Here is an 18,802-nt window from a genome sequence, read left to right as displayed (position 1 = left end):
ACGTAGCTCATACAAGTAGCTCACATATGGCTCTCCCTAAAAGCTCAGGGAATATATAGAATCTCTACAATCTCCAGATTTCTGGTGCCTCCGGGCGTCTGCACCACTGCAGGCTCTCCCTCTTCCTTGCCGATTAATGCCCGGGCAATCGGTGAATTAATGGATATACGCCCCTCTTTGATATCAGACTCGTCATCTCCAACAATCTGGTAGGTAATCTCTTCTCCACTATCTTCATCTTCCAATACTACAGTCACACCAAATACAACACGTCCATTCTGTGGCAAGGTAGAGACATCAATCTCCTGAGCATTACTAAGCTTTGCTTCAAGATCCTGAATTCTGCCCTCGATAAATCCCTGCTGCTCACGGGCCGCATGGTATTCTGCATTCTCCTTGAGATCCCCGTGTGCACGTGCCTCGGCAATGGCATCCACCACCTCTGGGCGCTCTACTGATTTAAGGTGATGTAGCTCCTTACGAAGTTTTTCTGCACCTTTTACTGTTAATGGAATCGTGTTCATGAGGCTTCTCCATGTAGATCCTGTAACCTATTAACCTCACGATCATCCAGCTTGGAGAGTGCATAAGCCACCGCCTGCGCCCCAGCCACCGTTGTAAAGTAGGTAATCTTCTGATTTAGTGTCTCGCGACGGATAGAGTATGAGTCGGAAATTGCATGTTTCCCTTCCGTAGTATTGATGATGAGATCAATCTCGCCATTCTTGATCCGGTCCACAATATGAGGGCGCCCCTCTGTTACCTTATTAATGCGTTCGCAGGAGATAGAGGCACTATTCAGCGATTTTGCGGTCCCACTTGTTGCAACCAGCTCAAATCCGGCATCTGACAACTCTCTGGCAACCTTGATGATCGCCTCTTTGTCACCATCACGAACACTGATGAATGCTCGTCCAGATTTGGGAAGAGGTCCACCAGCAGCAAGTTGTGATTTTGCGAAGGCCTCGCCAAAGCTGTGGCCAACCCCCATCACCTCTCCGGTTGATTTCATCTCCGGCCCCAGTAGCGGATCCACTCCCGGAAACTTAACAAACGGGAATACCGCCTCCTTGACCGAGAAGTAGTCGGGAACAATCTCTGTTGTTACCCCCTGCTCACTGAGGCTCTGGCCAGCCATACAGCGGGCTGCTACCTTGGCCAGTGGTCGTCCAATCGCCTTGGAGACGAAGGGAACAGTACGGGATGCACGTGGATTGACCTCCAGGACGTAGATATTATCTCCCTCAGCGGTTCTCTGAATCGCAAACTGCACATTCATCAGACCCAACACTTTCAATTCAAGCGCCATTGCACGAGTCTGTTCGCGTAGACGATCCTGAACCTCATCGGAGAGATCATATGGCGGCAGTGAGCATGCAGAATCACCAGAGTGAACTCCGGCCTGCTCAATATGCTGCATGATGCCGCCGATCACCACATCGGTGCCGTCACAGATTGCATCCACGTCCACCTCGATTGCGTCATTGAGGAAACGGTCCAGCAGCACTGGGCTCTCATTGGAGACCTGTACGGCCTCGCGGAAATAGGTCTGCAGCCCCTCGGCATCGTGAACAATCTCCATGGCCCGTCCACCCAGCACATAGGATGGGCGTACAACCAGTGGATAACCAATCTCCTCTGCCAATACCAGCGCCTCATCTTCTGCACGGGCAGTACGGTTGGGTGGCTGTAGCAGACCCAGTTTATTAAGCGCCTGCTGGAACCGCTCTCTATCCTCTGCCAGATCAATCGCATCAGGGCTGGTTCCAATAATCGGAACCCCTGCCCTCTCCAGATCCAGCGCCAATTTCAGCGGGGTCTGACCACCATACTGAACGATGACTCCTGCCGGTTTTTCAACCTCAACAACCTCCAGCACATCCTCCAGAGTAAGGGGCTCAAAGTAGAGTCGGTCAGAGGTGTCATAGTCAGTGGAGACGGTCTCTGGATTACAGTTGACCATAATGGTCTCGTATCCATCCTCGCGCATTGCCAGCGCCGCGTGGACACAACAGTAGTCGAATTCAATCCCCTGGCCAATCCGGTTGGGGCCGCCACCAAGCACCATGATCTTGTTATTGTCCGAGGGGTTGGATTCACACTCCTCCTCATAGGTGGAGTACATATAGGCGGTATTTGTGGGGAACTCTGCGGCACAGGTGTCGACCCGCTTGAATACCGGGCGTATACCCAGCTGGTGACGATGGCTACGTACTGTATATTCATCACTCTTCAGTAGAGTTGCCAGACGTCGGTCCGAGAACCCTTTGCGCTTCAGCAGTTTCATCTGCAGCGCATCAAGGTCATTTAGCACACCTGCTGCAACCTCTCTCTCATCCTTAAGCAGATCCTCAATCTGCACCAGGAACCAGGGGTCAATCCAGGTTGCCTCAAAGATCTCTTCCATCGACCAGCCGGCACGGAAGGCATCCGCCACATACCAGATCCGCTCGGGCCCTGGTACCCGCAACTGTTTACGCAGAGTCTCTTTCAGATTGTCTGCATCCAGTGCAATCTTCTCATCCAGCCCGTCAGCGCCTGTCTCCAGCCCCCGAAGTGCCTTCTGCAGCGACTCCTGGAAGGTGCGGCCAATTGCCATCACCTCACCCACCGATTTCATCTGGGTAGTAAGGGTTGCCTCTGCCTGGGGGAATTTCTCAAAGGTGAAGCGGGGAATCTTGGTGACCACATAGTCAATCGACGGCTCAAATGATGCCGGGGTGGCACCACCGGTAATCTCATTCTGGAGCTCATCGAGGGTGTAGCCAATTGCCAGCTTGGCGGCGATTTTGGCAATCGGGAATCCGGTCGCCTTGGATGCCAGTGCTGATGAACGGGAGACCCTTGGGTTCATCTCGATGATGATCATCCGCCCGTTTTCCGGATTGATCGCAAACTGCACATTGGAGCCACCAGTATCAACACCAATCTCACGCAGTACCGCCAGTGAGGCGTTACGCATGATCTGGTACTCCTTGTCAGTAAGGGTCTGTGCCGGGGCAACGGTTATGGAGTCACCGGTATGAACCCCCATGGGATCAAAATTCTCGATTGAGCAGATGATGATGCAGTTATCCTTGTGGTCACGCACCACCTCCATCTCATACTCTTTCCAACCCAGCACCGACTCTTCGATCAGCAACTCATTGGTTGGGGAGAGGTCAAGACCACGCTCACAGATCTCGGCAAACTCCTCACGATTGTAGGCAATGCCACCACCACTTCCGCCCATGGTGAACGAGGGGCGAATAATTACCGGAAAACCGAGAGAGGCCTGCACCTGCCGTGCCTCCTCCATGCTGTGGGCAATATCAGAATCTGGGGTATCCAGACCGATCTTGTGCATCGCATCACGAAAACGCTCACGATCCTCAGCCTTGTCGATGGCGTTGCTGGTTGCACCAACCATCTCTACATCGTACTTCTCCAACACACCTTCACGCTCCAGATCAAGCGCACAGTTCAGTGCTGTCTGCCCACCCATGGTTGGAAGCAGTGCATCGGGGCGCTCTTTCTCGATAATTCGTTCAACCGTCTCCCAGTGAATTGGCTCAATGTAGATCGAGTCCGCCATCTCCGGATCGGTCATGATGGTTGCGGGATTTGAGTTAACCAGAATTACCCGGAACCCCTCCTCACGCAGTGCCTTGCAGGCCTGGGCACCAGAGTAGTCAAACTCACACGCCTGCCCAATAACAATCGGGCCTGCGCCAATAATCAGAATGCTTTTAATGTCGGTACGCTTTGGCATTACTCGACTCCCTGCTCAGCTGCGTCACGCGCCTGCTGCATCAACTCAATAAAGTGGTCAAATAGTGGGGCTACATCATGGGGGCCGGGGCTCGCCTCGGGATGCCCCTGAAAGCTGAATGCGGGACAGTCGGTTCGCTCTACCCCCTGCAGGGACTTGTCAAAGAGAGATCTATGAGTTGCTATCAGGTTTTCTGGTAGGCTATTTTCATCAACTGCAAAACCGTGGTTCTGACTGGTGATCATCACCTCTCCACCCTGCAGTGATTGAACAGGATGGTTGGCACCGTGGTGGCCAAATTTCATCTTCTCTGTTTTGGCACCACTGGCCAGGGAGAGTAACTGATGACCAAGACAGATGCCAAACAGCGGCATCTTTTCGTCAAGCAGTCGTTTGATACTGTTCTGTGCGTAGTCGCATGGCTCTGGATCACCAGGCCCATTAGAGAGGAATACCCCGTCAGGGTTGAGTGAGAGCACCTCCTCGACCGGAGTTGTGGCCGGCACCACCTGCAGACGGCAGCCACGATCCACCAGCATGCGGAGGATATTGCGCTTGACCCCATAGTCATAGACCACAACATGCCATGGCAGTGAGGATGGGTTCTCTACCGGTGCCGGCAACCCCTCTTCGAGCTCCCAACTCCCCTGGGCCCAATCGTACTGTCTGTCGGTAGTTACCTCTCTGGCCAGATCCATACCCTGCAGTCCGGGAAAGGCCTTTGCTGCCGCAATGGCGGCATTCTCATCAATCTGGTCACCTGCAACTATGCAGCCGCTCTGTGCACCCTTCTCTCTGAGAATTCTGGTTAGACGACGAGTATCTATACCTGCAATTGCGACTGTATTGTTGCGCACCAGATACTCTGTAAGGGTCTCTTTGCTACGCCAGTTACTCTGAATTTGCGAACGATCACGAATAACCAGCCCTGCAGTCATCACTGCAGGTGACTCTTCATCTTCCGGATTTGTTCCAACATTACCAATGTGTGGATAGGTGAGCGTCACTATCTGACGCATATAGGAGGGGTCTGTCAGGATCTCCTGGTAGCCGGTCATTGCGGTATTGAATACCACTTCACCTACCGCTTTAACAGCAGTGCTGCCAGAAATACCAATTGACTCCCCGTAAAAGAGGCTACCATCTTCCAGTGCCAGTATTGCAGGTGTTGCCATAGTTGATTCGCGCATAGAAAACGGGAGTTACTGTTACGCAAGTCCCGTGTTCAAACTCCAGTCGGTCCAGTATCCGCCCATAATGGGGAGATTTGGCGAATTCTACTCCGAGTGCTGTAAAACGTCCATGCCCTACCCGTGAAAAACCGGGGTTTTCTTATATGAATTTGCGAAAGCAGTCGCAACATCACCCATGCAACACGCTCAAGCACATCCCTGTGTCGCTCGACTGTGGCCATCCAGGCCACAGACGGCTGCCTGTGTGAGGTTGCGACTGCTTTAGCAAGGATTGATAAAACCAGGGATCCTAACGTAGCCCCAACACATCCTGCATATCAAAGAGGCCGCTCTCCCTCTCCATCAGCCACCCTGCTGCACGCACCGCCCCTTTGGCAAAGGTGAGTCTGCTTGATGCCTTGTGGGTAATCTCTACCCGCTCCCCAATATCGGCAAACATAACTGTATGTTCACCCACGATATCTCCGGCACGGATAGTCTCAAAACCTATGGTGCCACGATCACGCTCTCCAGTATCCCCCTCGCGCCCATATACTGCGCACTCACCGAGGTCTCTCCCAAGCGCATCGGCAACCACCTCTCCCATCCGTAGAGCGGTTCCTGAGGGCGCATCAATCTTGTGACGATGGTGGGCCTCGATAACCTCAATATCAACATCACCACCCATTACCCGGGCAGCCATATCAAGCAGTTTGAAACAGAGATTAACCCCGACACTCATATTGGGAGCAAAGACAATTGCAATATCCTTCGAGGCCTCTTCAATAATCGCCTTCTCCTCATCACTAAAACCGGTGGTGCCAATCACCATTTTGGTGCCACTCTGTCGACAGAGCTCGATATTCGTCAAAGTCACTGCGGGACGGGTGAAATCTATCAAAACATCCGCCCCATTCAATGCAGCCTTGGCATCGGAATCTATAACTACACCACTCTTGCCAACTCCTGCCAACTCACCAGAATCCACGCCGAGATAACTACTCTCGCCGTGCTCAATGGCTGAGACCAGGGTTGCCGTTGGTTCATCAGTTGTAGCCTCGATCAAGCTACGCCCCATTCTTCCTCCAGCACCTGTTATTGAGATAGATACACTATTTTTCATTGTTTTCTCTATAAAGCTCTACATTCCAATATTCTGCACTCTACTATGAATCCTTGCGAAAGTAATCACAACCTCACACAGGCAGCCGTCTGTGGCCTGGATGGCCACAGTCGAGCGACACAGGGATGTGCTTGAGCGTGCTGCATGGTTGAGGTTGTGATTACTTTCGCAAGGATTCATATACAGATACCCTTTTATTCGGCCAGATCCTCAAAAAAACCTTTTACCTTATCCATCCACGAAGAGTGGTGCGGACTATGTTTCTCGCGCTTCTCATTCAGGGAATCATCCAGCTGCCTTAACAGCTCTTTCTGTTTGTTGCTTAGTTTAATCGGTGTCTCCACAATCATCCTGCAGAGAAGATCACCCTTGCCATGGCTACGTACAGATTTTACCCCCTTGCCCCGCAGACGAAACAGTTTTCCTGTCTGTGACTCGGCAGGAATCTTCAGTTTGACACACTGACTGTTGCCCAAACAAGGTACATCTACCTCACCGCCCAGGGTTGCTGTCACAATCCCAACTGGAATCTCGCAATAGAGATCATCCCCATCACGCTTGAATATTTTGTGTTCCTTTATTGAGACCTCCACAAAGAGATCACCTGATGGGCCCCCATTCTCACCAGCCTCACCTTCTCCACCAAGGCGCACACGGTCTCCAGTATCTACCCCAGGTGGAATCTTGACCGATAACGTTTTATCCTTTTTGACCTTGCCTGCCCCACGACATGCTGTGCATGGCTCCTTGATCTCTTTTCCAGAGCCATGACAGGTTGGACAGGCCTGAGCAACCGAGAAAAATCCCTGCTGCATTCTCACCTTACCAGCCCCGCCACAGGTGCTACATGTAACCGGGGTGGTTCCAGGCTTGGCCCCGGTACCACTACATTTGTCACAAGTCTCGGTTGCTGGAATATTTATCTCACGTGTAACCCCACCAACTGCCTCTTCCAGCGAGAGCTCCATCCGATACGCAAGGTCTGCTCCACGATAAACCTGAGCCCCTCCTCCTTGACCTCTGCCACCACCAAAAATATCGCTAAAGATATCCTCAAACCCTCCAAAACCACCGCCGCCAAAACCGCCGCCCTGGCCCCCACCCATTGATGGATCAACTCCCGCATGCCCAAACTGGTCGTAGGCTGCACGTTTCTGGGAATCACTCAGAACCTCATAAGCCTCTTTCAGCTCTTTGAACTTTGCTTCGGCATCTTCACTATCAGGGTTACGATCAGGATGATATTTCATCGCCATACGACGATATGATTTCTTCAGATCTCCCTCACTTACGTTACGGTCAACCCCCAGCACTTCATAGTAATCTCTTTTAGACATGTTGTTTTTTGGTTAGTTATTAATCATCCAGGGAAGCTCTGATTAAGTCACTGCGTGACCCAATCTGATCTCCCTCACAAGTTATCCTATGGGGGAAGGGTTATGGTTCAGAACGTCATTCCCGCGAAGGCAGGAATCCAGGAAAAGCAGACCACTTACAGTCTGCTCACTAGATTCCTGCCTTCGCGGGAATGGCGGTACACGCCTGTTTAATGGGCTGTATTACTTTTTGTCATCAACCTCTTCAAACTCGGCATCAACTACATCATCATCTGCAGATGAGCCGGCATCACCTGCCGCTGCTCCAGCGGCAGCACCTGCTGCATCAGACTGGCTATACATCCTTTCTGCCATCTTTGAGGATGCCTCGGTTAATGCCTTGGTTTTCTCCTCAATCACTGCCACATCATCTTCCTTGATCACAGACTCAAGATCAGAGATTGCAGATTCAATCGCACTCTTCTCATCCGCCTCAACCTGGTCACCCGCCTCTTCCATGGTTTTGCGAGTAGAGTGGATCAGGGCATCAGCCTGGTTTCGTGCATTAACCAGCTCATGGAACTTCTTGTCCTCATCAGCATGTGCCTCTGCATCATTTACCATCTTCTCAATCTCTTCATCACTAAGGCCACTGGATGCCTTGATTACGATTGACTGCTCTTTTCCTGTATTTTTGTCTTTTGCAGATACATTGAGGATACCGTTAGCATCAATATCGAGGCTTACCTCAATCTGAGGGGTGCCACGTGGCGCAGGTGGGATATCGGCCAGATCAAAACGGCCCAGCGACTTGTTTGCAGAGGCCTGCTCACGCTCACCCTGCAGCACATGAACCGTAACTGCGTTCTGATTGTCATCTGCAGTAGAGAAGACCTGCTGAGCCTTGGTTGGAATCGTAGTATTTTTTTCGATCAACTTGGTCATTACTCCACCAAGAGTCTCAATTCCCAGAGAGAGCGGAGTCACATCCAGCAACAGGACGTCATTTACATCTCCCGCCAGAACACCACCCTGAATTGCTGCGCCCATCGCTACTGCCTCATCCGGATTTACATCCTTGCGCGGCTCCTTACCAAAGAATGCCTGAACCTGCTCCTGCACCTTGGGCATACGGGTCTGTCCACCAACCAGTATCACATCACCAATATCGGAGGCAGATAGCCCTGCATCCTTGAGTGCAACACGACACGGCTCGATAGAGCGTTGTACCAGATCATCTACCAGAGACTCCAGCTTGGCGCGGGTCATCTTGATATTCATATGTTTGGGGCCCGATGCATCAGCGGTAACATATGGCAGATTGATATCAGTCTGTGAGCTGGAGGAGAGCTCGATCTTCGCCTTCTCTGCAGCCTCTTTCAGACGCTGCAGTGCCATTGGATCCTTGGATAGATCAACAGCCTGATCCTTTTTGAACTCATCAACCAGGTAGTCCATGATGCGGTTGTCAAAATCCTCGCCTCCAAGGAAAGTGTCTCCATTGGTTGCCAACACCTCAAACTGATGTTCCCCGTCAATCTCTGCAATCTCGATAATAGAGACATCGAAAGTGCCGCCACCCAAATCATAAACAGCGATGGTGCGATCTCCCTCCTTTTTGTCCATACCGTAGGCCAGTGCCGCTGCGGTTGGCTCGTTGATGATTCGCTTAACCTCAAGGCCAGCAATCTTGCCTGCATCCTTGGTCGCCTGACGCTGGGAGTCATTGAAATATGCGGGAACAGTTACTACGGCCTCGGTGACGTCCTCACCCAGATACTCCTCGGCAGTCTTTTTCATCTTCTGCAGAACACGAGCTGAGACCTCGGGGGCAGCCATCTTCTTGTCACCAACCTGAACCCAGGCATCTCCATTGTCTGCCTTGACAATTTTATATGGGACCAGATCAATATCCTTCTGCACAACCTTGTCCTCAAAACGGCGCCCGATCAGCCGCTTGATGGCAAACAGGGTATTGTGTGGATTGGTAACCGCCTGACGTTTTGCAGACTGTCCAACCAGAACCTCGTCATCATTGGTATATCCAATTACTGATGGTGTAGTACGAGCACCCTCACTATTCTCAATTACTCGTGCCTTGCCACCCTCCAGTACCGCCACACAGGAGTTGGTTGTTCCCAAGTCAATTCCGATAATCTTTCCCATCTATATTCTCCAATTACAATTCTTTCAATAAGTTATGGAAGCTTTGATTAAGTCACTTCGTGACCAAATCAGATCTCCCTCACAAGTTATTCTATGGGGGCAGGGTTATAGTAGAGCCCTTCTCCCAAACCTCCATCTCATTAAGCTTTTTCAGAGGTTCCTTATTTATCTCTGTTAAAGCAACCTGTCCAATAACATGGGGGCTGTTTTGATCTTTTCAAGGATTTTATTCAAGAACTTACAATCACTCTTGCCGGCCTCAATAGGCGATCATTCAGTGTATACCCTTTCTGAATAACATCCATCACCGTATTTGGCTCCATATCCGGATTTGGCACCATGGTCATCGCCTCATGCTGCTCTGGATCGAAGCGCATACCTTGTGCATCCATAATCTCAACATTGAACTTCTCCAACACCCCAAACAGCTGCTTGCTTGTCAGCTCCATCCCCTCGATAATTGAAGAGACATCATCAGTATCACCTGCAGCTTGCATCCCCAGATCCATACTGTCTGCAACAGAGAGCAGCTCTTTGGCGAATGACTCAAGCGCAAATTTATGTGCGTTTTGAATATCACGAGCTGTCCTTTTGCGGAGATTCTCCATCTCTGCCTGTAATCGTGCCATTCTGTCTCTGTATTCAACAACCTCTGCTTTTGCCTTATCCAGCTCTGACTCTGGCTCCTCCAGATCTGGTGCCTGGTCCGCACTCTCCTCTGAGTCCTCCCCAGCAGCATCAGAAACAGACTCATCCACCACATCCTCAGCATCCTGTTCAGGAGTATCTTCCCTGATTATCAACTCCTCCGGATCCACTACTTCCTTTTTGCTCATTCCAACATCCTTTTACTTCTCTTTAATTTGGTGACAAACCATTATGATAGGGAAACTCTGATGTAAATCACTTCGTGACCCAAACAGATCTCCCTCACAAGTTATCCTATGGGGGCTACCCCATGGAATTCAAGGCAGAACCTAAAACTTTTGCTGTTACATCTACTACTGGAATCACCCGATCGTATGCCATTCTGGTAGGGCCAATCACACCCAATACGCCCACAATCTCATCACCATGACGATAAGGGGCTGTTACCACACTGCATTCATCAAATGACTGATAGCCAGACTCTTCTCCAATAAAGACCTGAACCCCATCCGCCTCCATACATTGATCCAATAGATGGATCATGTCCCTTTTTTCACTGAAAGCGGCAAATAACTGACGTAGACGATCCATCTCGCACAACTCACTGTACTCCATCAGCCTGGATCTACCGGAAACCATTACATTCTCCCGATCTTTCTTGCCTGAAACCACAGCCTGCTGAGCTATCTCCACGATACCCTGCATTGCCCCATCCATATCTCCTCTGGCACGCTCCAACTCCTGCACCAACTGTTCACGAACAACCGAGAGCTCCTTGCCAACAAAAGTCTGATTAAACCAGTTTGCTGCCTGACGCAATTCAGATTCCGAGAACACCCTCTCAGTCTGCAATATTCTGTTTTGCACCTCATTACCATTAGTCACCAAAATCGCCAGAACCCTGCCCTCAGATAGAGGAAGGAACTCCAGCTGACGCAAAATCACGCGACTATGTCTGGGAACCATGACCACACTTGCCATCTGGGTCAATTGAGCAAGCAGAGATGAGGCGGTTGAGAGCACCTCAGTTGTACTCTTCTCAAACCCTGAAATCTCACTCTCCAGCTTATTAATCTGGACATTCTCAAGAGGCTGAACCCTGACCAGATTATCTACAAAAAGACGATAACCCTTCTGAGTTGGAATGCGCCCAGCTGATGTGTGCGGAGAGTGAATCAATCCTCTCTTCTCAAGATCAGACATGGTATTGCGGATAGTAGCCGCACTAACTTGTAAGCCTGAGTCCCTGGAAAGAGTTGTTGAACCAACGGGACGTCCATCACGAATGTGATGTTCAACCAAAACCTTCAGTAGATGTTGTGCCCGATCAGTAAGAGAAGTCCCGCTACTCATAAAAAAGTGATGTTCAAAAGTGGTGTCGAAGAGTGGTAAATTGTTTAAGATAACCGAAGGAGGCGAAGGTTAGCACTCGTTACTATTGAGTGCCAGCTTTCAACTTGAAATTGAATATTGCAGAGAGGAGCGTATGGAGTATCGATTTAAAAAAATCGGCATTATCGGGAAATTTGGTGCCCCCACAGTTGGGGAGACTCTGCTCTCTCTTACCCGCTGTCTGCTCGAAAAAAAACTTGAACTATTTCTTGATAAGGATACTGCCGAGCGCCACCCGGAAAACAATATTCCCGTAGTTACCAGGGAGGAGATGGGGGAGAGATGCGATCTCGCCATTGTTGTTGGTGGAGATGGGTCATTTCTCAATGCGGCCCGCTCTCTTGCCCGTTTTGATATTCCTATGGTTGGGGTTAACCTTGGCAGGCTTGGATTTCTTACCGATATAGCACCAGCACAGATTAATGCCCACATGGAAGAGATTCTGCGGGGTGACTTTATTGAAGAGAAGCGCTGTCTGATTAGCGGCTCGATTCTGCGTGACGGCGAATATATCTCTAAAGGGGCTGCGCTAAATGATGTTGTTGTCCATAAACTGGATATCGCCAGGATGATAGAGTTTGAGACCCATATCGATGGCGAGTTTGTAAACCGCCAACGCTCGGATGGATTGATCGTATCCACCCCCACAGGCTCAACTGCTTATGCGCTATCTGGTGGTGGTCCACTTCTCTCTCCAACACTACAGGCTATTGTTTTGGTACCAATCTGTCCGCACACATTGAGTAACAGACCAATTGTGGTGCCGGGCAACAGCAAGATTGAAGTAACCATAATGGGGCCCAGTGGACATGCACAGGTAACCAGAGACGGGCAGAGCAATGAGACCCTGGTTGCTGGAGACAAAATTGTGGTGGAACGTTACGACCATGCCATACGACTTATCCATCCACCAAGCTACAGCTCTTTTCAGGTGTTGCGGCAGAAACTCGGCTGGTCAGGATAGCGCCCTCAGCTGATGCTTAGCCACCTTTTTATCCGTAATTTTGTTCTCGTTACGGAGATGGAAATGGACTTTCATAGTGGTCTAACCGTGATGACCGGAGAGACTGGCGCAGGAAAGTCGATAATCTTTGATGCACTTGGTCTTGCCATGGGAGGTCGCGCAGAAAACAACCTTATTCGTCATGACTGCGATCAGGCCGAGATTGTTGCCACCTTCCATAACCTGACAACAGATATCCTTGACTGGATGAGACTGAACGAACTGGAGACACCAGAACCAGAAGAGCTCATTCTGCGCCGCATCATCAGGAGAGACGGCCGTTCCAGGGCATTTATCAATGGAACTCCCACCACTACCCAGTCACTACGCAACCTCTCATCCATGCTGATAGATATTCAGGGACAGCACGCCCATCAACGTCTCCTGCAGAGGGGGGAGCAACTGCACCTGCTTGATCAGTATGCAAACGTGGAGTCTCTGCTAACAGCGATGTCCGGACAGTTTGCTCTGTGGGAGCAACTAACAGGGAGGGAAGAGACTCTCAGAGAGAATATGGCTGAACGTCGTGATCGCCTTGCACTGCTCGATTTTCAGCTACAGGAGTTTGATAACCTTGGATTAAATCTTGATGAGCTTTCTCAGCTGGAGAAGGAGCAGTCTCGCCTTGCCAACGGAGAGCAGTTGCTGGAACATGGCAGGCAGATACATAACCTTATTAATGGAGAGGATGAAGAACAGAGTGCTGTCCAACAACTCTATCGTGCCGTTGCCAGGATGGAGTCACTGGAGGAGCTGGATCCGGAGATTGAGCCACTCAGAAGGAGTCTACTGGATGCTGTACTCCAGTCAGAGGAGATTGCCTCAGAGCTACACTTACAGATGGAGAGCTACGCTCTGGATCCAGAGCGGCTGCGGTGGCTTAATGAGCGGTTGTCAGATATATCTGACCTGGCAAGGAAACATCGATGTAGTCCGGAGGAGCTCCTGAAAAAACAGTCTGAGCTGCAACAGCAACAAGAACAGCTACGTACAGCTGACCAGCAGTCGGAAAACATCAGAGAGGAGATAGTGCTGGCAGAGAACAAATGTTCAGAGATATCTGAAAATCTCCATCAGATGCGAATCAAGGCAGCAAAGAGACTGCAACAAGAGGTATCCAAAGAGATTCACTCTCTTGGAATGGAGCATGGGAACCTCAAGATTGTCATCACTTCACTGTCTGATGGTGTTTTTCGATCCCATGGCAGTGATGAGGTTGAATTTCAGGTCAGCACAAATGGTGAGGAGCAGCTACACCCTCTGGCAAAAGTTGCCTCTGGTGGAGAGCTTTCGAGAATCAGCCTGGCCATTCAGATTGCATCTGCCAATCGGGGAGAGACCCCGACCCTTATCTTTGATGAGGTAGATAGCGGAGTTGGTGGAGGCACCGCAGAACAGGTCGGGAAGAAGTTACGCTCGCTTGGTAACCATACCCAGATTCTCTGTGTAACCCATCTTCCCCAGGTTGCAGCACAGGGGCACTATCACCTGAAAATTGACAAACAGCTCGACAAAGAGAACAGGACTGTTAGCACTACAAAGTTGTTAAGCAACAAGGAACGGACTGAAGAGATTGCCCGTATGGTTGGTGGAGTCAAAATCACCCCTCAGAGTCGTGCGCACGCCGAAGAGATGCTGGGATAATTTGCTGGAGCAGTTGCTTAGATGCATGCGTCACCGGAAGTCTTTGGTTACTGGCAGCTGCTACAGATACCATAGATAACAAGTGAATGGTCTGTAATGACAAACCCGCGCTGCTTGGCGATGGATTTCTGATGCTTCTCTATCATCTCATCCACAAACTCCTCCACCTGACTGCACTTGATACATAACAGGTGGTCGTGGTGATCCCCATGCTCCAGCTCGAAAACAGAGTGGCCGGTATCAAAGTGGTGGCGCTTAACCAACCCCGCACCCTCAAACTGGGTCAACACACGATAGACTGTTGCCAGACCAATATCCTCATCCATATCCAGAAGTTTACGATATACATCCTCCGCACTCATATGGACCCGGCTACTTGTCTCCAGCAGAGCCAGAATCTTCATCCGGGGCAGGGTAACCTTCAGTCCTGCACCCTTTATCTCATCCCTCCTTAACAGCTGTGCTTCTGATCCATGGTTCGACATTGTTTATACTTCCCCTAAGTTTTATAAATACAGTATGATTATCTGCCACAACATTAATTGATCACCGATTATTCAAAGATAATAAACGAAATGAAAAGTAATCTCATCCCTGCCCTTATCCTTATGCTAACTATTTCAGGGTGCTCCACGACAAAAGATACCACAGCGGATAACCTTCTTGGCAAGACCATGGGTGAAATAAAGCTGCTCAACTTCTCTATTCCCGAGTTCTCAATTCCGGATCTCCCCGGGGTCAGCATCTATCGAGCTGACATCCACCAGGGAAATATCGTTGAACAGAACATGGTGAATCAGCTAAAACCTGGAATGAACAAACGTCAGGTTCGCTATGTAATGGGCTCTCCACTAATCATCGACCCATTCCATCAGGAGCGCTGGGACTATTTCTATAGCAAAAAGAGTGACGGCAAGCTTGAGAAGCAACAACGAATTACTCTATTCTTTGAACAGAACAAGCTTGTTCGTACAGAGGGGGATCTGATGCCAACCGTAGCCACAAAACCGGATAGTGCACCCTCGGCGAGTGTTGAGATTGGTGATCTTGAGGTAACCAAATAGGCTACCCACCACCCTTCTTCATCTTTTTTCCTGCAGCAGCACGCTGACGCCTAACCTCCTTGGGGTCTGCGATAAGGGGACGATAAATCTCTACTCTATCTCCCTCCTGCAATATCCGGTCCCGACGAACACTTTTTCCAAAAATCCCCATATTCACGCTATCAAATTCAATGTCTGGAAAACGATTCAGGATTCCTGAGGTCTCTACTGCCTTCTCCACAGTTGTCTCTGGATCTACCATAACCTCCAGGATCAACTGCTCATCTGGTTGTGCGTAGGCCACCTCGACCACCATTTTCTCATCCATTGCCATAAACCTCTGTTGCTCGCTCTACAAATGCATCGACCATTGACCCTGTAATTTGACTAAACAGTGGTCCAATTGCCACCTCAGCCACACGACTGGAGAACTTGAACTCTACGGAGAGTGAAATCTTGCATGCACTATCACTCAGCGGCTCAAACTCCCATCTCCCTTCCAGCTGTTTAAATGGGCCATCAACCAAAACCATATCAATTGATTTTCCCTCATCCAGTCGGTTTCTGGTTGAAAATGACTGACTTACCCCCCTGAAGGCGATATCAACCTCTGCAACCTTCTCCTCCTTACCATCCTCCAAAACTCTGCTCCCACCACACCACGGCAGAAATAATGCATATGACGGCACATCATTCACCAGAGCAAACATCTCCTGACTGGAGTGTGCGACCAACGCACTTCTTCGAATGGTAGTCACCAGGACAGCTCTGAACCACTCATTTCTGAATAACTCATTTCTAAATCAGTCATCTCCTAACCTTAAATTAACTCAATCTTGTTGAGGAACACAACCAGGATGGCAACAGGGGTCACATAACGTACCAGTATCTGCCATATTTTATATCCAGATCGCTTTAATCCCAGCTCTCCCATGGAGTGACTATTTTTCATGGCCCACCCTGCAAACAGGGCAATCATCAACCCACCAAGTGGCAACATTATATTAGTTGTCAGATAATCCAGCAGATCAAAGATTGTCTTGTCAAATAGCTTTAACTCAGACCAGAGATTGAATGAGAGAACTGTAGCAATTCCCAGCAACCAGGTAATCAGACCGGATACAATGGATGCCCTCTTGCGGCTCATGCCACGACTCTCCACCAGCCATGCCACTACCGGCTCAATAATGGATATTGCCGAGCTCCAGGCGGCAAAAACCAACAGAATAAAGAAGAGAGTACCAAAGAACAACCCGCCCGGCATTGCCCCAAAGGCAACCGGCAAGGTTTGAAAAATCAGCCCTGGTCCAGCCCCTGGCTCTAGTGAGTTGGCAAATACAATAGGGAAGATCGCCATGCCTGCAAGCAGCGCAACCACTGTATCTGCAATGGCAACTGTAAATGTTGCCTGGGTAATTGAGACATTCTCAGGTAGATATGACCCATAGATCATGATTGCCCCCATCCCCAGACTGAGGGTGAAAAACGCATGTCCCAAAGCAATCAATACGCCATCAGTTGTAATTTTGCTGAAATCGGCATCAAACAGGAAATGTACCCCCTGCATAAAACCACCAGAATTCATGGCATACCCCACCAGAACCAATAACAGGACAAACAGTGCCGGCATCAGCAGACGGACTGCTCGCTCCAGACCCTCTCGAACTCCACGGGCAACCACAAACATGGTGATCCCCATAAACAGGGTATGCCAAAACAGCTGCACACCAGGGTTAGAGACCAGCTCACCAAAAATCTCTCCTGAGCGCTCCGCAGTAATTGCAGTGAATGTACCACCAACAGCACTAACCACGTAAGAGAGTGCCCATCCGGCAATTACACTGTAGAACGAGAGGATAAGGAATCCAGCCAACACTCCGGAAAACCCCAATATCTGCCAACCACCACTTCTCCCCTCCTCACGTGCCAGAGTACGCATGGTATTGATTGGGCTCTGTCTACCACGGCGCCCCAACATGATCTCTGACATCATTACAGGAACTCCAACTACCGCAATACAGAGCAGGTATACCAGTACAAATGCCCCACCACCATTCTCACCTGTAATATATGGAAACTTCCAGATATTGCCCAGGCCAACTGCAGAGCCGGTTGCAGCAAGTACAAATGCCCAACGGGATGACCATTGACCATGAATTGAGTTACGTGCCTCAACCATAAACATACTCCTCTTTCTGTATCAAACTTTTCAAGTATCAAGCGTTGCATAAGTTGATGCATACCCTTTTCAGGGTGCGCTATACAACATCCCTGTTCGCTCGACGATAGCCGTCCCTGGCTATCGACACCCCTGAAAAGGGTATGCATCAACTTATGCAACTATTTATATTTACCTACACTACCTACATTTAATCCTGCTGAATTGTGACTGATTAATCACTGATTCTCAAATCATCACAGATATAACCTAAGTCCTGCAAGTGCTCGCACCTACTCTGCACAATCACTTGATCCGTATAGCGATATTTTCTCTCTTGGGTATATCAACAAGTATACCGCGCGGTCTAAAATTCGCTCTACGAATCAATGTATTGCACATATCAGGCACGATCACTTACAGGATTTAGGTATAATAATTGCCATGGCAAAATCAAAGAAGAAGAAACATAACGGTGGGAAAACCATCGCTCTGAACAAGAAGGCACGCCATGACTTCTTTATTGAGGATAGCTACGAGGCCGGCATCGCTCTTGAAGGGTGGGAGGTAAAAAGCCTGAGAGATGGGCGTATCCAGATAAAAGAGAGCTACGTCCTGGTGCGTGACGGAGAGGCATATCTGTTTGGTGCCCACATATCTCCCTTGACAACTGCATCCACTCACATCCATCCAGACCCACTACGTAGCAGAAAACTGTTAATGCATCGCCGAGAGCTGGATCGTCTGATTGGTCTGGTTGATCGCAAAGGCTATACTCTGGTCCCCCTTGCCATCTACTGGAAACATGGCAGAGCCAAGCTGGAGGTAGGGCTTGCCAAAGGTAAACAGGACCACGATAAACGGGCTGCCATCAAGGATCGTGACTGGAAACGTGAACAGAACCGTATTCTCAAACACTCATAGCTTCCTAAGGAAACTATTCCACGTTATACTGGTCAAAGATATACAACTTTAGGGGATGACCTGGCTTCGACGTGGGTTACAAAACCTGAGGTGCATGCCGAGGATGTAGACACCTCGTAAATCATTCTGCACTTTTATAGTTGCCAACGACGACAACTACGCACTCGCTGCTTAATAACCAGTAGAATGCCGTCTGACTGAAGCCGTGCTTATGCGTTCAGATTCCAGGCGTCGACTCTCATAAGATCGCAATGAAGCATGTTCAGTGTGGATTTGTTAAACACTTATCTGAGCTCGCTATCTGTTCTCCCTGCCCGTCGGGTAGCAGATAGCTAAACTAATAGACCGGGATAAGCATGTAGAGCCGAAGGCGGAGGATTCGCGGACGCGGGTTCGACTCCCGCCATCTCCACCATCTTGTAAATAGCCCTAATGAGCCCTCACCAGCCATTAGGGCTTTTT

The 18,802-nt window shown here is 49.7% G+C and carries 16 protein-coding genes and 1 other RNA gene; 5 read left to right on the top strand and 12 right to left on the bottom strand.

All coding sequences use genetic code 11. The features are described 5' to 3' along the window. Nucleotides 1-44: 44 nt before the first annotated feature. The 8 genes from greA to hrcA form a co-directional block, all read right to left on the bottom strand. Nucleotides 45-524, bottom strand: a complete 480-nt coding sequence (gene greA / locus AC3ZFK_RS05965) for a transcription elongation factor GreA (RefSeq protein WP_487507067.1) — start codon at nucleotides 522-524, stop codon at nucleotides 45-47. Next, entirely contained in the window at nucleotides 521-3,751 is a 3,231-nt protein-coding gene (gene carB, locus AC3ZFK_RS05960) for a carbamoyl-phosphate synthase large subunit (RefSeq protein ID WP_487507066.1), read from the bottom strand. The genes greA and carB overlap by 4 nt, the downstream gene beginning before the upstream one ends. Further along, nucleotides 3,751-4,926 (bottom strand): glutamine-hydrolyzing carbamoyl-phosphate synthase small subunit, encoded by a 1,176-nt coding sequence (gene carA / locus AC3ZFK_RS05955; protein WP_487507089.1) that lies wholly within the window; start codon nucleotides 4,924-4,926, stop codon nucleotides 3,751-3,753. Before carA ends, carB begins: the two co-directional genes overlap by 1 nt. A 307-nt stretch (nucleotides 4,927-5,233) precedes the next feature. After that, entirely contained in the window at nucleotides 5,234-6,046 is an 813-nt protein-coding gene (gene dapB, locus AC3ZFK_RS05950; RefSeq protein ID WP_487507299.1) for a 4-hydroxy-tetrahydrodipicolinate reductase, read from the bottom strand. A 194-nt stretch (nucleotides 6,047-6,240) separates the two neighbouring features. After that, nucleotides 6,241-7,383 (bottom strand): molecular chaperone DnaJ, encoded by a 1,143-nt coding sequence (dnaJ, locus tag AC3ZFK_RS05945; protein ID WP_487507298.1) that lies wholly within the window; start codon nucleotides 7,381-7,383, stop codon nucleotides 6,241-6,243. 222 nt (nucleotides 7,384-7,605) lie between these two features. After that, nucleotides 7,606-9,528: a molecular chaperone DnaK gene (dnaK, locus tag AC3ZFK_RS05940; protein ID WP_487507297.1), complete on the bottom strand. Its 1,923-nt coding sequence runs from the start codon at nucleotides 9,526-9,528 to the stop codon at nucleotides 7,606-7,608. 230 nt (nucleotides 9,529-9,758) lie between these two features. Further along, nucleotides 9,759-10,364: a nucleotide exchange factor GrpE gene (grpE, locus tag AC3ZFK_RS05935; RefSeq protein WP_487507296.1), complete on the bottom strand. Its 606-nt coding sequence runs from the start codon at nucleotides 10,362-10,364 to the stop codon at nucleotides 9,759-9,761. 115 nt (nucleotides 10,365-10,479) lie between these two features. Next, the gene (gene hrcA, locus AC3ZFK_RS05930; RefSeq protein ID WP_487507295.1) at nucleotides 10,480-11,529 is read right to left on the bottom strand and encodes a heat-inducible transcriptional repressor HrcA; all 1,050 of its coding nucleotides are present in this window, start codon (nucleotides 11,527-11,529) and stop codon (nucleotides 10,480-10,482) included. A gap of 133 nt (nucleotides 11,530-11,662) precedes the next feature. Here hrcA and AC3ZFK_RS05925 point away from each other — a divergent pair, with 133 nt between their 5' ends. Next, complete coding sequence (locus AC3ZFK_RS05925) at nucleotides 11,663-12,532, top strand: NAD(+) kinase (RefSeq protein WP_487507294.1); 870 nt, start codon at nucleotides 11,663-11,665, stop codon at nucleotides 12,530-12,532. A gap of 12 nt (nucleotides 12,533-12,544) precedes the next feature. Further along, on the top strand, nucleotides 12,545-14,215 hold the full coding sequence (gene recN / locus AC3ZFK_RS05920; protein ID WP_487507293.1) for a DNA repair protein RecN: 1,671 nt from the start codon (nucleotides 12,545-12,547) through the stop codon (nucleotides 14,213-14,215). A 47-nt stretch (nucleotides 14,216-14,262) separates the two neighbouring features. On the opposite strand, the gene fur is transcribed toward recN, so the two are convergent. Next, nucleotides 14,263-14,700, bottom strand: coding sequence for a ferric iron uptake transcriptional regulator (gene fur, locus AC3ZFK_RS05915; protein WP_487507292.1), 438 nt, complete (start codon nucleotides 14,698-14,700; stop codon nucleotides 14,263-14,265). A gap of 90 nt (nucleotides 14,701-14,790) precedes the next feature. Between fur and AC3ZFK_RS05910 the strand changes: the two genes are divergently transcribed. Beyond that, nucleotides 14,791-15,279: an outer membrane protein assembly factor BamE gene (locus AC3ZFK_RS05910; RefSeq protein WP_487507291.1), complete on the top strand. Its 489-nt coding sequence runs from the start codon at nucleotides 14,791-14,793 to the stop codon at nucleotides 15,277-15,279. 1 nt (nucleotide 15,280) lies between these two features. Here AC3ZFK_RS05910 and AC3ZFK_RS05905 read toward each other — a convergent pair whose 3' ends face one another. The 3 genes from AC3ZFK_RS05905 to AC3ZFK_RS05895 form a co-directional block, all read right to left on the bottom strand. Continuing rightward, the gene (locus AC3ZFK_RS05905) at nucleotides 15,281-15,592 is read right to left on the bottom strand and encodes an RnfH family protein (RefSeq protein WP_487507290.1); all 312 of its coding nucleotides are present in this window, start codon (nucleotides 15,590-15,592) and stop codon (nucleotides 15,281-15,283) included. Beyond that, nucleotides 15,579-16,016, bottom strand: a complete 438-nt coding sequence (locus AC3ZFK_RS05900) for a type II toxin-antitoxin system RatA family toxin (RefSeq protein ID WP_487507289.1) — start codon at nucleotides 16,014-16,016, stop codon at nucleotides 15,579-15,581. Before AC3ZFK_RS05900 ends, AC3ZFK_RS05905 begins: the two co-directional genes overlap by 14 nt. A gap of 62 nt (nucleotides 16,017-16,078) precedes the next feature. Beyond that, nucleotides 16,079-17,437 carry a sodium-dependent transporter gene (locus tag AC3ZFK_RS05895; protein ID WP_487507288.1) on the bottom strand — a complete coding sequence of 453 codons (1,359 nt, stop codon included), beginning with the start codon at nucleotides 17,435-17,437 and terminating at the stop codon, nucleotides 16,079-16,081. A gap of 423 nt (nucleotides 17,438-17,860) precedes the next feature. On the opposite strand from AC3ZFK_RS05895, the gene smpB reads away from it, so the two are divergent. Both smpB and ssrA read left to right on the top strand, forming a co-directional pair. Continuing rightward, the gene (smpB, locus tag AC3ZFK_RS05890) at nucleotides 17,861-18,340 is read left to right on the top strand and encodes an SsrA-binding protein SmpB (protein WP_487507287.1); all 480 of its coding nucleotides are present in this window, start codon (nucleotides 17,861-17,863) and stop codon (nucleotides 18,338-18,340) included. A 51-nt stretch (nucleotides 18,341-18,391) separates the two neighbouring features. Further along, nucleotides 18,392-18,755: a transfer-messenger RNA gene (gene ssrA, locus AC3ZFK_RS05885) on the top strand. Nucleotides 18,756-18,802 lie beyond the last annotated feature (47 nt).

The organism is Candidatus Thiopontia autotrophica, assembly GCF_982804495.1.
This window is presented reverse-complemented; position numbering and strand designations above follow the sequence as displayed.

Excerpts from the sequence above, each read along its gene's own strand:
- carA (WP_487507089.1), bottom strand. The coding sequence starts at position 4,926 with ATGGCAACACCTGCAATACTGGCACTGGAAGATGGTAGCCTCTTTTAC.
- dnaK (WP_487507297.1), bottom strand. The coding sequence starts at position 9,528 with ATGGGAAAGATTATCGGAATTGACTTGGGAACAACCAACTCCTGTGTG.
- fur (WP_487507292.1), bottom strand. The coding sequence starts at position 14,700 with ATGTCGAACCATGGATCAGAAGCACAGCTGTTAAGGAGGGATGAGATA.
- dapB (WP_487507299.1), bottom strand. The coding sequence starts at position 6,046 with ATGAAAAATAGTGTATCTATCTCAATAACAGGTGCTGGAGGAAGAATG.
- recN (WP_487507293.1), top strand. The coding sequence starts at position 12,545 with ATGCTTAGCCACCTTTTTATCCGTAATTTTGTTCTCGTTACGGAGATG.
- AC3ZFK_RS05925 (WP_487507294.1), top strand. The coding sequence starts at position 11,663 with ATGGAGTATCGATTTAAAAAAATCGGCATTATCGGGAAATTTGGTGCC.
- smpB (WP_487507287.1), top strand. The coding sequence starts at position 17,861 with ATGGCAAAATCAAAGAAGAAGAAACATAACGGTGGGAAAACCATCGCT.
- greA (WP_487507067.1), bottom strand. The coding sequence starts at position 524 with ATGAACACGATTCCATTAACAGTAAAAGGTGCAGAAAAACTTCGTAAG.
- AC3ZFK_RS05895 (WP_487507288.1), bottom strand. The coding sequence starts at position 17,437 with ATGGTTGAGGCACGTAACTCAATTCATGGTCAATGGTCATCCCGTTGG.
- dnaJ (WP_487507298.1), bottom strand. The coding sequence starts at position 7,383 with ATGTCTAAAAGAGATTACTATGAAGTGCTGGGGGTTGACCGTAACGTA.
- AC3ZFK_RS05910 (WP_487507291.1), top strand. The coding sequence starts at position 14,791 with ATGAAAAGTAATCTCATCCCTGCCCTTATCCTTATGCTAACTATTTCA.
- grpE (WP_487507296.1), bottom strand. The coding sequence starts at position 10,364 with ATGAGCAAAAAGGAAGTAGTGGATCCGGAGGAGTTGATAATCAGGGAA.
- AC3ZFK_RS05905 (WP_487507290.1), bottom strand. The coding sequence starts at position 15,592 with ATGGCAATGGATGAGAAAATGGTGGTCGAGGTGGCCTACGCACAACCA.
- hrcA (WP_487507295.1), bottom strand. The coding sequence starts at position 11,529 with ATGAGTAGCGGGACTTCTCTTACTGATCGGGCACAACATCTACTGAAG.
- carB (WP_487507066.1), bottom strand. The coding sequence starts at position 3,751 with ATGCCAAAGCGTACCGACATTAAAAGCATTCTGATTATTGGCGCAGGC.